At 66.9% G+C, this 14,051-nt stretch carries 14 protein-coding genes; 12 read left to right on the plus strand and 2 right to left on the minus strand.

The annotated features are described in order from the left end of the window. Positions 1–19: 19 nt before the first annotated feature. From OXS31_RS20320 to ureC, 6 genes are all read left to right on the plus strand, one after another. Positions 20–1,063: an AraC family transcriptional regulator gene (locus tag OXS31_RS20320; RefSeq protein ID WP_027600042.1), complete on the plus strand. Its 1,044-nt coding sequence runs from the start codon at positions 20–22 to the stop codon at positions 1,061–1,063. 1,085 nt (positions 1,064–2,148) lie between these two features. Continuing rightward, entirely contained in the window at positions 2,149–2,988 is an 840-nt protein-coding gene (locus OXS31_RS20325) for an urease accessory protein UreD (protein WP_267401528.1), read from the plus strand. Between the two features lie 97 nt (positions 2,989–3,085). Then, positions 3,086–3,388 carry an urease subunit gamma gene (gene ureA, locus OXS31_RS20330; RefSeq protein WP_007162996.1) on the plus strand — a complete coding sequence of 101 codons (303 nt, stop codon included), beginning with the start codon at positions 3,086–3,088 and terminating at the stop codon, positions 3,386–3,388. Positions 3,389–3,398: 10 nt separating this feature from the next. After that, positions 3,399–3,908, plus strand: coding sequence for a GNAT family N-acetyltransferase (locus OXS31_RS20335; RefSeq protein ID WP_027600040.1), 510 nt, complete (start codon positions 3,399–3,401; stop codon positions 3,906–3,908). Beyond that, positions 3,905–4,210 carry an urease subunit beta gene (locus tag OXS31_RS20340; protein WP_197852156.1) on the plus strand — a complete coding sequence of 102 codons (306 nt, stop codon included), beginning with the start codon at positions 3,905–3,907 and terminating at the stop codon, positions 4,208–4,210. The genes OXS31_RS20335 and OXS31_RS20340 overlap by 4 nt, the downstream gene beginning before the upstream one ends. 339 nt (positions 4,211–4,549) lie before the next feature. Then, positions 4,550–6,250 carry an urease subunit alpha gene (gene ureC / locus OXS31_RS20345; protein ID WP_027600952.1) on the plus strand — a complete coding sequence of 567 codons (1,701 nt, stop codon included), beginning with the start codon at positions 4,550–4,552 and terminating at the stop codon, positions 6,248–6,250. 78 nt (positions 6,251–6,328) lie between these two features. Here the strand turns inward: ureC and OXS31_RS20350 are convergent, their stop codons facing one another. After that, positions 6,329–7,735 carry an L-cystine transporter gene (locus OXS31_RS20350; RefSeq protein WP_027600038.1) on the minus strand — a complete coding sequence of 469 codons (1,407 nt, stop codon included), beginning with the start codon at positions 7,733–7,735 and terminating at the stop codon, positions 6,329–6,331. A 232-nt stretch (positions 7,736–7,967) separates the two neighbouring features. Between OXS31_RS20350 and OXS31_RS20355 the strand changes: the two genes are divergently transcribed. Together OXS31_RS20355 and OXS31_RS20360 are read left to right on the plus strand one after the other, a co-directional pair. Continuing rightward, a complete protein-coding gene (locus OXS31_RS20355; protein WP_007163001.1) occupies positions 7,968–8,297 on the plus strand; it encodes a hypothetical protein in 330 nt (109 codons plus the stop codon). A gap of 80 nt (positions 8,298–8,377) precedes the next feature. Continuing rightward, on the plus strand, positions 8,378–8,926 hold the full coding sequence (locus OXS31_RS20360; protein ID WP_108582410.1) for a glutathione peroxidase: 549 nt from the start codon (positions 8,378–8,380) through the stop codon (positions 8,924–8,926). A gap of 661 nt (positions 8,927–9,587) precedes the next feature. Here the strand turns inward: OXS31_RS20360 and azu are convergent. Further along, positions 9,588–10,037: an azurin gene (gene azu, locus OXS31_RS20365; RefSeq protein WP_267401548.1), complete on the minus strand. Its 450-nt coding sequence runs from the start codon at positions 10,035–10,037 to the stop codon at positions 9,588–9,590. Between the two features lie 330 nt (positions 10,038–10,367). On the opposite strand from azu, the gene OXS31_RS20370 reads away from it, so the two are divergent. From OXS31_RS20370 to OXS31_RS20385, 4 genes are all read left to right on the plus strand, one after another. Further along, the gene (locus OXS31_RS20370) at positions 10,368–10,955 is read left to right on the plus strand and encodes a TIGR00730 family Rossman fold protein (protein WP_027600035.1); all 588 of its coding nucleotides are present in this window, start codon (positions 10,368–10,370) and stop codon (positions 10,953–10,955) included. 100 nt (positions 10,956–11,055) lie between these two features. Then, entirely contained in the window at positions 11,056–11,913 is an 858-nt protein-coding gene (locus OXS31_RS20375) for an SDR family oxidoreductase (RefSeq protein WP_042137614.1), read from the plus strand. Between the two features lie 55 nt (positions 11,914–11,968). Beyond that, complete coding sequence (locus OXS31_RS20380) at positions 11,969–13,042, plus strand: class I mannose-6-phosphate isomerase (protein ID WP_108582409.1); 1,074 nt, start codon at positions 11,969–11,971, stop codon at positions 13,040–13,042. Positions 13,043–13,074: 32 nt separating this feature from the next. Then, positions 13,075–13,932, plus strand: coding sequence for a glucose 1-dehydrogenase (locus OXS31_RS20385; RefSeq protein ID WP_027600032.1), 858 nt, complete (start codon positions 13,075–13,077; stop codon positions 13,930–13,932). Positions 13,933–14,051: the final 119 nt, after the last annotated feature.

Below are 14,051 nucleotides of genomic sequence, written 5' to 3' on the forward strand. Positions count from 1 at the left end.
CCCTCCCTGGACCCGCACCATGCCCCTGGCCGCCTCCGGCTTCGCCGCCCTGACCTCACCGTCGCGCAACCTTGGCGTGCTCTCCGCCGCCGCCAGCGGACTGGACGCCGTCATCACCAGCCATGGTGGCGATGTCGATCGCATCTTCGGCACTGCCGGCATCGACCCCGAACAGCTGCAGCACCCCACCCTGAGCCTGGGGTTGGGCAACTACTGCCGGGTCCTGGAGGAAGCCGCCGCCCAGTCCGGCTGCGACAATTTCGGCCTGCACTACGGCGGCCAATTCAAACCGCAGATGCTCGGCCTGCTGGGCTACGTGGGGCTCTGCTCGCCCACCGCCGAGGCCGCCCTGCAGAATTTCGCCGCCGCCTTTCCCTTTCACCAGCACAGCACCCTGATCCAGCTGGTGGACGCCGGTGACTGCTGGCGCTTCGACTACCAGGTGCGCCACGGCGCCATCGTCGCCCGCCGCCAGGACGCCGAGCTGACCCTAGGCATGCTGCTCAACCTCTTGCGCCATGTGCTCGGGCCCACCTGGGCGCCGCGCGCGGTGCAGTTCGAACACCCGCGCCCCGAGGGTTGGCACGAGCACCGCCGGCTGTTCGACGCGCCAGTCAGCTTCGGCCAGCCCTGCAATGCCATGCTGGTGCCCAAGGCCGACCTGCGCGGCCGCGCCATGCCCGACCACGATCCGCTGCTCCTGCTGGTGGTGCAGGACGCCATCCGCCAGCTCGGCCAGCGGCTGCCACAGATGGAACTGCTGGAAGAGGTCCGCGCCTCGGTGCGCCTGGCGCTGCCCCTGGGCGAGCCCAGCCTGGAGTCCATCGCCCAGCGCCTGGACCTTTCCACCAGCCAGCTGCAACGCCGCCTGCGCGACCAGGGCGCGAGCTTCTCGGCGCTGGTCGAGGGCGTCCGCCGCGACCTGGCGCAGCACTACCTGCGGCAGCGCCTGCCGGTCACCGACCTGGCGCCGCTGCTGGGCTATTCGGAGACGAGCGCCTTTTCGCGGGCGTTTCGGCGGTGGTTTCAGGTGAGTCCGCGGCAGTGGCGGCAGCTTTCTTAAAATGGGGTGGGGAAAAGAGCCACGAACGCCGGCTGACGTAGGTTGGCGCTGAGCGTAGCGAAGCCCAACAAGGTAGGGTTGCGGCTCTGTGTTATGGGTGCCATAGCTGTTTATCTAGCTTTGCTGGTACTTCTTGTTTCGCCCCCTCGGGCGAGTCACTTTTGCCAATCGCCGCAAAAGTAACCAAAAACGCTTGCCCCACCATCCGGCCTTTCGCTTCGCTCCAGGTCCGCTCACGCCAGCGCCGCTCCGGGGTCGGCCTACACGGGCCGTCCATGGCCCGTTAGGCCTCTCGCCGCATCCCTGCGGCTCGACCCACTCCACGACACTGGCGTTCGCCCTCCTGAACGGGGCGATTCGCCAGCCTGAAAATATTGGTTGAACAGCCACAAAAGCTCGTAGCCCGTAGCCCGTAGCCCGTAGCCCGTAGCCCGTAGCCCGTAGCCCGTAGCCCGTAGCCCGTAGCCCGTAGCCCGTAGCGTGGACAACGGCGAAGCCTTGTCCACTGATGGCTTAGGTGCCCACCAGTGGAAAACGCTATGCGGTTTTCCACGCTACAGATCCTGTGAACACCCAGGCATCAGGCTGGCGCCCCGCCCCGTCAGTGAGGCCGAGTGCAGGTGTCGCGGAGGGGGATGCGAGGCAGGACGCCGAGCAAGGCGCGAGGGGCAGGAGGCCCCTTCGTGCCGTGCCCCCGGAGCGGCACCGGAGTGAGGGGACCTGGAGCGAAGCGGAGGGCCGAAACGTGGGGCAAGCGTTTTTGGTTACTTTTTTGGCGACTGCAAAAAGTAACTCGCCCGGGTGGGCGAAACAAAACCATCAACAGACCTCGATAAGCAGCTAGAGCACTGGTAAACCGAGGCATCACGGCCAACCTCCGCAACGTTGGGCTTCGCTCCACTCAGCGCCAACCTACCGAAGCGGTGAAGGTGATGCGCCCGAGCGGGCGAAACAAAAACCATCAAAGCACTCGGTAATCAGCCAAACACCCCCACCATACCTAGCCGAAAGCCAACCTCTGCCCACTCGGTCAGATTCTTGCAAGGCGCTCCCCAAACAGCCCCAACCAGAACAACGACCACCCGATGACCTCTGCCCTGCCCCCTGCCCTCTTCACCCCCGCCTGGCTGGCGCGCCTGGAGCTGGCCTATGCCCGCCAGGGCGACTGGACCCGGCCGACCACCCGCCGCCACCTCGGCCCCTTGCGGGTGCAGAAACACCTGCACGCCGAAGGTTCCGAGGTCTGCCAGCACATCGTCGTGCATCCCCCGGGTGGCATCGCCGGGGGTGATCGGCTGGACATCGACGTCAGCGTCGGCCAAAACGCCTGGGCCCAGCTCACCAGCCCCGGCGCAGCCAAGTGGTATCGCGCCGACAGCGCCGCCCACCAGCAGGTCGAGCTGCGCGTCGCCGCCGGTGCCACCCTGGAATGGCTACCCCAGGAGACCATCGTCTTCGCCGGTGCCCAGGCCCACCTCGCTACCCGCATCGAGCTGGAGGGCGATGCCCGCCTCTGCTACTGGGACATCGTCGCCCTGGGTCGTCCGGCCAGCGCCGAGCGCTTCACCGACGGCCTGTTTCAGGCCCATCTGGACATCCGTCGCGACGGCACCCCGCTGTGGCACGAGCGCCAGCGCCTGGTCGGCGCGGATCGCCTGCTGGACTCGCCGATCGGCCTCGCCGGTCAGCCGGTGTTCGCTACCCTGCTGCTCACCGGCACCCTGGACGCCGACACCCTGGAACGCTGCCGCGAACTCGGCCTGCCGGTGCGCGGCGACCTGACCCAGTTGCCCGGCCTGGTGGTCGCCCGCTGCCTGGCCGCCGAGTCGCTGCAGGCCCGCGCCTGGTTGATCGAGGTCTGGCGCCTGCTGCGCCCGGCGCTGCTCGGCCGCGCTGCCGTACCGCCGCGAATCTGGAGTACCTGATATCTTCGTGATCGCGGCCATGGGCCGCTCCTACATGGAAGCGCAGAATTGTAGGAGCGGCCCATGGCCGCGATGCCCTTCGCCAAAGAGAACACCCATGGACCTGACGCCCCGCGAGAAAGACAAACTGCTCATCTTCACCGCCGGCCTGGTGGCCGAACGCCGCCTGGCACGTGGGGTGAAGCTCAACTACCCGGAAGCCATGGCGCTGATCTCCGCCGCCCTGCTCGAAGGTGCCCGTGACGGTCGCACCGTGGCCGAGCTGATGCACTACGGCACCACCCTGCTGACCCGCGACCAGGTGATGGAAGGCGTCCCGGAAATGATCCCGGAGATCCAGGTGGAAGCCACCTTCCCCGATGGCACCAAGCTGGTCACCGTCCACCAGCCGATCGCCTAGGGAGTCCGCCATGAGTCTGATCGTCCGCGACGCCACCCCTGCCGACCTGCCGGCCGTGCTGCACATCTACAACGACGCCGTCAGCAACACCACGGCGATCTGGAACGAGACCCCGGTGGACCTGGCCAACCGCCAGGCCTGGTTCGACCTGCGCGCCACCCAGGGCTACCCCATCCTGGTCGCCGAGAACGCCGAAGGCACGGTGGTGGGCTATGCCTCCTTTGGTGACTGGCGCCCCTTCGAAGGCTTTCGCCACACCGTCGAGCACTCGGTCTATATCCATCCCGACCAGCGCGGCCAGGGCATCGGTCCGCGGCTGATGACGGTGCTCATCGAACGCGCCCGCGCCTGCGACAAGCACGTGATGGTGGCCGCCATCGAGAGCGGCAACCAGGCGTCCATCCGCCTGCACGAGCGACTGGGCTTTATCACCACCGGGCAGATGCCCCAGGTCGGCACCAAGTTCGGTCGCTGGCTGGACCTCACCTTCATGCAACTGATGCTGGAGCAGCGCCCATGATCCCCGGCGAATACCAGATCCAGGACGGCGACATCGAACTCAACGCCGGCCGCCGCACCCTCAGCCTGACCGTCGCCAACAGCGGCGACCGGCCGATCCAGGTGGGCTCCCACTACCACTTCCACGAAACCAACGACGCCCTGGTGTTCGACCGCACCCTGGCGCGCGGCATGCGCCTGAATATCGCCGCCGGCACCGCCGTGCGCTTCGAGCCGGGCCAGAGTCGCGAGGTGGAGCTGGTCGAGCTGGCGGGGCTGCGCACCGTCTACGGCTTCGCCGGGCGGGTAATGGGGAAGTTGTAGCGGCAAGCGCCCTCACCCCAACCCTCTCCCAAGGGGAGAGGGGGCTAAAAGCAGACATCGAGCTCCCGCCCTTCCCCCTCCCTCCGGGGGAGGGGAAGGGTGAAGGCCAACCAGAACACCCAGCCTCCCAGGAACGGCTCCCTGCGAGGCAACAGGACGACACCCGCCCTTCCCCTTCTCCCTCCGGGAGAGGGTCGGGGTGAGGGCAAACCAGAACACCCAGCTTCCCAGGGACGACTCCCTGCGAGGCAACAGGATGCCGCCCGCTCCTCCCCCTCTCCCTCCGGGAGAGGGTCGGGTGAGGGCCAACCGGACCACCTTTATTCGGGATTCACGCCTATGAAAATCTCCCGCCAAGCCTATGCCGACATGTTCGGCCCCACCACCGGTGACCGGGTGCGCCTGGCCGACACCGAGCTCTGGATCGAGGTCGAAGAAGACCACACCGTCTACGGCGAAGAGGTGAAATTCGGCGGTGGCAAGGTCATCCGCGACGGCATGGGCCAGAGCCAGCTGCCCGCCGCCGAGGTGGTCGATACCGTCATCACCAATGCGCTGATCGTCGACCACTGGGGCATCGTCAAGGCCGACGTCGGCCTCAAGCACGGCCGCATCCATGCCATCGGCAAGGCCGGCAACCCGGACATCCAGCCGGGTGTCAGCGTGCCCATCGGCGCCGCCACCGAGGTCATCGCCGGTGAAGGCATGATCCTCACCGCCGGCGGGATCGACTCCCACATCCACTTCATCTGCCCGCAGCAGATCGAAGAGGCGCTCATGAGCGGCACCACCACCATGATCGGCGGCGGCACCGGGCCGGCCACCGGCACCTATGCCACCACCGTGACCCCCGGTCCCTGGCACATGGCGCAGATGCTCAAGGCCGCCGACGCCTTCCCGATGAACATCGGCTTCACCGGCAAGGGCAACGCCAGCCTGCCGGGTCCGCTGGAGGAGCAGGTCCGCGCTGGCGCCATCGGCTTGAAACTGCACGAGGACTGGGGCACCACCCCCGCCGCCATCGACAACTGCCTGGCGGTGGCCGATCGCTTCGACATCCAGGTGGCCATCCACACCGACACCCTCAACGAATCCGGCTTCGTCGAGACCACCCTGGGCGCCTTCAAGGGTCGCACCATCCACACCTATCACACCGAAGGTGCCGGGGGCGGCCACGCGCCGGACATCATCAAGGCCTGCGGCTTCCCCAACGTGCTGCCCAGTTCCACCAACCCGACGCGGCCCTTCACCAAGAACACCATCGACGAGCACCTGGACATGCTCATGGTCTGCCACCACCTGGACCCGAGCATCGCCGAGGACGTGGCCTTCGCCGAGAGTCGCATCCGCCGCGAGACCATCGCCGCCGAGGACATCCTCCACGACCTCGGCGCCTTCGCAATGATCAGCTCCGACAGCCAGGCCATGGGCCGCGTCGGCGAGGTCATCACCCGCACCTGGCAGACTGCCGACAAGATGAAGAAGCAGCGCGGCCCGCTGCCCGAAGACGCCGCCGGCAACGACAACTTCCGGGTCAAGCGCTACATCGCCAAGTACACCATCAACCCGGCGATCACCCATGGCATCAGCCACGAGGTGGGCTCCATCGAAGTGGGCAAGTTCGCCGACCTGGTGCTCTGGCGCCCGGCGTTCTTTGGCGTCAAGCCGACGCTGATCCTCAAGGGCGGCGCCATCGCGGCGAGTCTGATGGGCGACGCCAACGCCTCCATCCCCACCCCGCAACCGGTGCACTACCGCCCCATGTTCGGCAGCTACGCCGGCATGCTCCATGACACCAGTCTGACCTTCATCAGCCAGGCCGCCTTCGAGGCCGGGGTGCCGGAGCAACTGGGGCTGAAGAAGCGCATCGGCGTGGTCAAGGGCTGCCGCACCGCGCAGAAGAGCGACCTCATCCACAACGGTTATCTGCCGACCATCGAGGTCGATCCGCAGAACTACCAGGTCAAGGCCGACGGCCAGCTGCTCTGGTGCGAACCGGCCGAGGTGCTGCCGATGGCGCAGCGGTATTTCCTGTTCTAAAGGGGCCTGTTCTAACCAGGCACAGGGTAGGTTGGGCTTCGCTGCGCTAAACCCAACCTACCCGAAGCCCTCTGCGGTTCAGCCGCGACTGATCGGCGCCGCTGGCGCTTCGGCCCGGTCGTTGCGGTCGTAGGCGGCCTTGTCCAGCTGGCCCATCCAGCGCGCGGTCAGGGTGCCGGCGGTCATGGAGCCGTTGACGTTGAGGGCGGTGCGGCCCATGTCGATCAGGGGTTCGATGGACACCAGCAGCGCCACCAGGGTGACCGGCAAGCCGAGGGCCGGCAGCACGATCAGAGCGGCGAAGGTGGCACCGCCGCCCACGCCGGCCACGCCCGCCGAACTCAGGGTGACGATGCCCACCAGGGTGGCGATCCACAGCGGATCGAAGGGGTTGATACCCAGGGTCGGGGCGACCATCACCGCCAGCATGGCCGGATAGAGACCGGCACAGCCGTTCTGGCCGATGGTGGCACCGAAGGAGGCGGCGAAGCTGGCGATGGCCGGCGGTACGCCGAGGCGCTCGGTCTGGGCCTCGATGTTCAGCGGGATGGTCGCCGCGCTGGAGCGGCTGGTGAAGGCGAAGCTCAGCACCGGCCAGACCTTGGGAAAGAAGCGCGCCGGCGACAGGCCGCTCAGGGTCAGCAGCAGCGCATGGACGCCAAAGAGGATGCCTAGGCCCAGGTAGGAGGCGATCAGGAAGGTGCCCAGCTTGAGCACGTCCTGGGGACTGGCGGTGGCGACCATCTTGGTCATCAGTGCCAGCACGCCATAGGGGGTGAGTTGCAGCAGCAGGCGCACCAGCTTCATCACCCAGGCCTGGAGCACGTCGATGCCGGCCAGCACCTTCTCGCCACGCACCGGATCGTCGCGCTGCAGGCGCAGGGCGGCGACGCCGAGGAAGGCGGCGAAGATCACCACGCTGATGATGGAGGTGGGATTGGCGCCGGACAGATCGGCGAAGGGATTCTTCGGAATGAAGGACAGCAGCAGCTGCGGCACCGACAGATCCGCCACCTTGCCGACATAGCTGTTCTGCAGGGCGGTCAGGCGCGCGGTCTCCTGGGCGCCCTGCACCAGGCCTTCGGCGCTCAGGCCGAACAGCCAGGTCACCAGCACCCCGACCAGGGCGGCGATGGCGGTGGTGAACAGCAGGGTGCCCAGGGTCAATAGGCTGATGCGCCCCATGGAAGAGGCTTCGCGCAGCCGCGCCACGGCGGCCAGGATGGAGGCGAACACCAGCGGCATGATGCTCATCTGCAGCAGCTGCACATAGCCGTTGCCGACCAGGTTGAACCAGCCGATGGAGGTCTTGAGCACCGGGGCGTCATGGCCGTAGACGAGTTGCAGCACCAGGCCGAAGGCCACGCCCAGGGCGAGACCGATGAAGACGCGCACGGCCAGGCTCCAGCCGGTGTTGCGGGTACGCGCCAGCAGGCCGAGCAGCACGGCGAAGGCGACGAGGTTGAGGACGAGAGGCAGATTCACACGAGGTCTCCGATACGGCGCCCGACGCGGCCGCCGGACGAAAAGGCGGCGATGGTAGCAGCTCGGGCCGACTCGGCTTAGATCGAGGCGCTATCACCTGATAACCCTGCGACCTTGGGAGGAGCGGTTCTATCGCCGGGGCGAACGGTATTTCCGCCGGGCCTGGCGCTGCTAGAGTGCGCTCCGTCGGGAAACGATGCCCGACGCTGCCAACCCAAAAAGGAGTGACTCCATGCAACGTTTCGCCAAGCTCGCCGCTTCCTTCGCCCTCGCCGCCGCCGTCGCCGGCTGCACCGGCACCGCGATGAAGACGCAAAATCTGGATCCGTCGCAGTACACCGTCGTCGGTCATGGCGAGGGCAAGGCCACCGGTCTCATGATCCTGGGCTTCATCCCGGTCCAGCAGAACGACCGCTTCGTGCGCGCCCAGCAGGCCGCCATCAAGTCCCGCGGCGGCGATGCCCTGATCAATGCCCAGGTGCAGGAAAACTGGTTCTGGGCCTATGTCCTGAACGGCTACACCACCACCGTTTCCGGCGACGTGGTCAAGCTCAAGCGCTGAGCCCCGCCCGACCGACAGGCGCCGCCCATGGAGGCGGCGTTTTTGCGCTAGGCTGGTCGCTTCTTTCCGAGGAGCCGACCATGACCGCGACCCTGATGAAACTCCCGCTGCAATCCATCGATGGCGAAACCCTGACCCTGGAACGCTACCTGGGCAAGGTGCTGCTGGTGGTGAACGTCGCCTCCAAGTGCGGCCTGACCAGCCAGTACGAGGGGCTGGAACGCCTCTACGAGGCCCAGCGCGAACGCGGCCTGGAAGTGCTCGGCTTTCCCGCCAACAACTTCAAGCAGCAGGAGCCCGGCAGCGACGCCGAGATCAAGGAATTCTGCACCCTGACCTATGGCGTGCAATTCCCTATGTTCGCCAAGCTCAGTGTGGTGGGTGAAGACAAGCATCCGCTCTATGAAGAACTCACCCGTGCCCAGCCCGAGGCGACCGGTGACGGTCCCTTCCGTGAACGCATGGTGAGCCGTGGCGGCAGCCCCAATCCCAAGCCCGAGGTGCTGTGGAATTTCGAGAAATTCCTGATCGGGCGCAATGGCGAGGTGGTGGGGCGCTTCGCGCCGGATGTGACGGCGGATGATCCGCGGTTGGTGGAGGCGATTGAGGTGGAGTTGGCGAAGGGCTGAGGGCTTGAGTGTTCACCAGAGCTGTAGCGTGGAAAACCGCGCAGCGTTTTCCGCTGGCAGTAGCTTGACTACCGAATAGGGGCAACGTCTTTATCGCGGCCATGGGCCGCTCCTACGGGATCTTCCGATTGCTGTAGGAGCGGTCCATGACCGCGATTCCAATAGCTCAAGGACAACGTCTGAGCTTGATCGCCGACAGTGGACAAGGCTTCGCCGTTGTCCACGCTACGGGTTACGGGTTATTCAACCAATACTTTCAGGCTGGCGAATCGCCCCGTTCAGCAGGGCGAACGCCAGTGCCGTGGAGTGGGTCGAGCCGCATGGATGCGGCGAGAGGTCCAGTGGGCCATGGACGGCCCATCTGGACCGACCCTGGAACGGCGCTGGCGTGAGCGGACCTGGAGCGAAGCGAAAGGCCGGATGGTGGGGCAAGCGTTTTTGGTTACTTTTTTGCGGGGCGCGCAGCCGCGACTGCAAAAAGTAACTCGCCCGGGTGGGCGAAACAAAAACTCTCCAAGCACTCAATAAGCAGCCATGGCACCTACTAAACAAGCGTGAGCCTTGCAATGTTGGGCCTCGCTAACGCTCAACCCAATCTCCAGGCGTCTTCTGCTCAAGAGGTCGGATTGCGACGGTCGACCGCCACAACCCAACCTTCTCCTTACCCGCGCTGCAACACCCCGCGCATGGAGCCAAAATGCCCCGGGAAGGAGCAGAAGAAGGTGTATTCCTTGCCGGCTTCCAGGGCCCCGGTATCGAAGGACACGGAATCCTTCTCGCCACCACCCAACATCTTGGTATGGGCGATGATGCGTTCGTCGCCCTCGGGCAGGTAGCCCTTGGCTTCGCCCGCGTTCATGCCGGCGGCGTCGACGGCCGAGGCGTCGGTGGAGCGGGTCAGCACCCAATTATGGCCCATGACGTTCTTGGGCAGGCTGCCGCTGTGGATCAGCTCCACGGTAAAGGTCTTGCACGAGGCCGGGACCTGGATGGAAGCGCGGCTGTAGGTCATCTGGTCGCCGGCTTCGATCTGGGTGGTACAGCTGTCGGCGGCCCAGGCGCCGGTACTTCCCAGGGCGAACAGCGCGGCGGCGAAAAGCGTGGATTTCATGAACCCTCCGGATGCGTGAAAGTCGCCAGTCAGACCGATGCGAGGGTGGCGGGTTCCAGCGGCCATGGCAAGGGAGCGGCTTCGCTCTATCGCCTCCATCGAAACCTTTGCCAGGTCGCCAGGCCTTACCTCTGGGTACTATCCCTCCATCACCCGCCAGCCAAGGACGCCCGCCATGACCCTTACCGCCCTGTTGCACGAGTTGTTCGCCAGCTATGCCCAGGCCGCCAGTGGCAATGCGCCGGAAGAGGATTTCCTCGCGCGATGACGGTGCTTTGATCACGGATGACGGGCAGCTAGGCTAGGCGTTTTGCCTGCCTAGGAGTCCCCATGTCGCTGAAAACCGTCTGTGTCTTCTGTGGTGCCAAGCCTGGCGCCTCGCCGGTCTTCGCCGAAGCGGCCGCGCACCTCGGGCGTACCCTCGCCGAGCGCGGCCTCACCCTGGTCTACGGCGGCGGCAAGGTCGGCCTGATGGGTGTGGTCGCCGATGCCGCCCTGGCCGCCGGTGGCGAAGTCATCGGCATCATTCCCCAGAGTCTCAAGACCGCCGAACTGGGCCACACCGGCTGCACGCGCCTGGAAGTGGTCGACGGCATGCATGCGCGCAAGGCGCGGATGGCGGAGCTGGCCGATGCCTTCATCGCCCTCCCCGGCGGCCTGGGCACCCTGGAAGAACTCTTCGAGGTCTGGACCTGGGGGCAGCTCGGCTATCACGCCAAGCCCATGGGCCTGCTGGAGGTCGACGGTTTCTATGCCCAGTTGGAGGGCTTCCTCGATCACCTGGTCGCCCAGGGCTTCGTCGCCGCGCCGCACCGCGCCATGCTGCAGGTGGAGGCTTCGCCAACCGCCCTGCTAGACGCCCTCGCCACCTGGCAGCCCACGGTGCCGCCGCGCTGGGCCGAAGCGGCACCGCGCTAGCGCCGCTACACCGCCCGTCCCGGCTCTCGAACCCTCGCCGCTTGTGGCCTGTCGGTACTGACAGGCCCGCAAAAGTCACACGAGCGACGAGGATTCCTCCATGACCGATTTTCCCAAAGCCCCGATGCCGGAACAGCAGCAGGAGGTTCCCGGCCTGCAATCGCGCATGAATCCGGTCCCGGATTGCGGTGAGCAAAGCTACAAGGGCTCTGGCCGTCTGGCCGGCAAGAAGGCGCTGATCACCGGTGGCGACAGCGGCATCGGCCGCGCCGTGGCCATCGCCTTCGCCCGCGAGGGCGCCGATGTCGCCATCAGCTACCTGAACGAGCACGAAGACGCCGAGGACACCGCCCGCCTGGTGCGCGAAGCCGGGCGCGAGGCCCTGCTGCTGCCGGGCTGCCTGTCCAAGCGCGAGCAGTGCCTGGCAGTGGTGGACAAGACCGTGGCCGCCTTCGGGCGCATCGACGTGCTGGTCAACAACGCCGCCTTCCAGATGACCCACGAGACCCTCGACGAGATTCCCGACGACGAGTGGGTCTACACCTTCGATGTGAACATCACCGCCATGTTTCGCATCACCCAGGCTGCGGTGAAGCACATGGGCCAGGGTGGCTCCATCATCAACACCACCTCGGTGAATTCGGACATGCCGCGGCCGACGCTGCTGGCCTATGCCACCACCAAGGGCGCCATCGCCAACTTCACCGCGGGCCTGGCGCAACTGCTTGGCGAAAAGGGCATCCGCGCCAACAGCGTGGCCCCCGGCCCTGTCTGGACCCCGCTGATCCCGGCCACCATGCCGCCCGAGCAGGTCAAGGAATTCGGCGGCAACACCCCGCTCGGCCGCCCCGGCCAGCCGGTGGAACTGGCGCCGGTCTACGTGATGCTGGCCTCCGACGAATCCAGCTACACCTCGGGCGCGCGCATCGCCGTCACCGGCGGCAAGCCGATTCTCTGAGTGTTCTCTGCCCCGGCCCGGGCCGGGGCGCCTTTCTTGCCGCTGGAGTCCCCCGATGCTCGGCCAACCCCTGCGCCTTTCCACCCCCTTGCGCACCCATGTGTTCGGCGGTCACGAGATCGCCGAGCGCCTCGGCAAGCGTGGCCTGCCCCCGGGCCGCATCGCCGAGACCTGGGAAATCAGCGACGTACCGGGCAGCAGTGCCACGGTGCTCGACGGTCCCCTCGCCGGCCAGAGCCTGCATGACGTGGTGCAGGCCTATCCCGAACAACTGGTCGCGCCCGGCTGGCAGGGCCCCTGGTTTCCCCTGCTGACCAAGTTCATCGACGGCAGCGGCCGCCTGCCGGTGCATCTGCACGCCGATGACGCCACCGCCCGCCGCCTGGAATGCCAGCCCAACGGCAAGACCGAGGCCTGGCACATCCTCTGGGCCGAACCGGGCGCCACCGCCCTGGTGGGCCTCAAGCCCGGCCAGAGTCGCGAGCGCGTGCGCGACGCCCTGCTGCGGCAGGACTACGACGCCGTCATGCGGCGCCTGCCGGTGCGCGCCGGCGAGACCTTCTTCATCCCCGGCGGCACCCTGCACAGCTTCGGTCCCGGCACGCTGATCTACGAGATCGAACAGACCTCGGACATCCAGCAGCAGGCCATGCCCTGGCGCATGACCGATGGCGAGCCGCTGCCCCACGCCGACTGGCGCGCCGGTATCGAGGCGCTGCTGGACGAACTGGACCTGGACGCCGATCCGCGGGTCACCCCCGGGCTGCGCCTGCCCCTGGGCGATGGGCACGACCGCCTGCTGTGCACGGCCTGCCGGCACTTCGCCCTGGAACGCTGGCGGCTGGCCGGCGCCGGGGCGCCGCCGCTGGACTATCGCTTCTCCAGCGCCCGCCTGCTGAGCAACGTCGGGCGTCCGGTACGGCTGGAGTCGGCTGGCTGGAGCGGCATGCTCGGCGCCGCCGAATCCCTGCTGCTGCCGGCCGCGCTCGGCGAAATCCGTCTGAGCGGCCCGGCCGACCTGCTGGTCGGCTACGTGCCGGATCTGCATCAGGACATCCAGGCGCCCCTGGCCGCCGCCGGCTACGGCCCCGCGGTCATGGCCGACCTGGGTATTGAATGCTCTTCCTGAACTGCAAGCTCACTGACCTTCAAGGAGTCCCCATGAGCGACTATCCCAAGCCCCCACTGAAACCCCAACCCCAGACCTTTCCCGGCTCCGAAGCGCGCATGGATCCGCTGCCCGACAGCGGCGCCGCAACCTATCGCGGCTCGGGTCGCCTCAAGGGCAAGGCGGCGCTGATTACCGGTGCCGACAGCGGTATCGGCCGCGCCGTGGCCATCGCCTTCGCCCGTGAGGGCGCCGATGTCGCCATCGCCTACCTGGACGAGCACGAGGATGCCCGGGAGACCGCCCGCTTGGTCACCGAGGCCGGGCGCCAGGCCGTCCTGCTGCCCGGCGATCTGGTCGACCGCCAGACCTGCCTGGACGTGGTGCAGAAAACCGTCGAGGCCTTTGGCCGGATCGACGTGCTGGTCAACAACGCCGCCTTCCAGCAGGTGCGCGACAGTCTCGACGAGATTCCTGACGAGGAATGGGTGCATACCTTCAACGTGAACATCCATGCGATGTTCCGCATCACCCAGGCGGCGGTGAAGCACATGCCGCGCGGCGGCTCCATCATCAACACCGCCTCGATCAACGCCGACATCGCCCCGCCGACCCTGCTGGCCTATTCGGCGACCAAGGGCGCCATCGCCAACTTCACCGCGGGCCTGGCGCAACTGCTCGGCGACAAGGGCATCCGCGCCAACAGCGTGGCCCCCGGCCCGATCTGGACGCCGCTGATCGTCAGCACCATGAAGCCCGACGAACCTGAGCAATTCGGCGCCAGCACCCCGCTGGGCCGCGCCGGCCAGCCGGTGGAGCTGGCCCCGGCCTATGTGCTGCTGGCCTCGGACGAAGGCAGCTACATCTCCGGCGCCATGCTGCCGGTGACGGGCGGGATGCCGGTGCTCTGAGGGTTCTGGCTGGGGTGCCTGGGTTTGCCCTCCCCCAGGGAGAGGGGGTAAATAATTTCGTAGGTTGAGCGCAGCGAAGCCCAGCGCGGGGACATCCAGCAGCGTGGGGCTTCGACGAT

The organism is Pseudomonas sp. GM_Psu_1, assembly GCF_026544185.1.
GTDB classification, from domain to species: domain Bacteria; phylum Pseudomonadota; class Gammaproteobacteria; order Pseudomonadales; family Pseudomonadaceae; genus Chryseomonas; species Chryseomonas oryzihabitans.

Excerpts from the sequence above, each read along its gene's own strand:
- OXS31_RS20320 (WP_027600042.1), top strand. The coding sequence starts at position 20 with ATGCCCCTGGCCGCCTCCGGCTTCGCCGCCCTGACCTCACCGTCGCGC.
- OXS31_RS20325 (WP_267401528.1), top strand. The coding sequence starts at position 2,149 with ATGACCTCTGCCCTGCCCCCTGCCCTCTTCACCCCCGCCTGGCTGGCG.
- ureA (WP_007162996.1), top strand. The coding sequence starts at position 3,086 with ATGGACCTGACGCCCCGCGAGAAAGACAAACTGCTCATCTTCACCGCC.
- OXS31_RS20335 (WP_027600040.1), top strand. The coding sequence starts at position 3,399 with ATGAGTCTGATCGTCCGCGACGCCACCCCTGCCGACCTGCCGGCCGTG.
- OXS31_RS20340 (WP_197852156.1), top strand. The coding sequence starts at position 3,905 with ATGATCCCCGGCGAATACCAGATCCAGGACGGCGACATCGAACTCAAC.
- ureC (WP_027600952.1), top strand. The coding sequence starts at position 4,550 with ATGAAAATCTCCCGCCAAGCCTATGCCGACATGTTCGGCCCCACCACC.
- OXS31_RS20355 (WP_007163001.1), top strand. The coding sequence starts at position 7,968 with ATGCAACGTTTCGCCAAGCTCGCCGCTTCCTTCGCCCTCGCCGCCGCC.
- OXS31_RS20360 (WP_108582410.1), top strand. The coding sequence starts at position 8,378 with ATGACCGCGACCCTGATGAAACTCCCGCTGCAATCCATCGATGGCGAA.
- azu (WP_267401548.1), bottom strand. The coding sequence starts at position 10,037 with ATGAAATCCACGCTTTTCGCCGCCGCGCTGTTCGCCCTGGGAAGTACC.
- OXS31_RS20370 (WP_027600035.1), top strand. The coding sequence starts at position 10,368 with ATGTCGCTGAAAACCGTCTGTGTCTTCTGTGGTGCCAAGCCTGGCGCC.
- OXS31_RS20375 (WP_042137614.1), top strand. The coding sequence starts at position 11,056 with ATGACCGATTTTCCCAAAGCCCCGATGCCGGAACAGCAGCAGGAGGTT.
- OXS31_RS20380 (WP_108582409.1), top strand. The coding sequence starts at position 11,969 with ATGCTCGGCCAACCCCTGCGCCTTTCCACCCCCTTGCGCACCCATGTG.
- OXS31_RS20385 (WP_027600032.1), top strand. The coding sequence starts at position 13,075 with ATGAGCGACTATCCCAAGCCCCCACTGAAACCCCAACCCCAGACCTTT.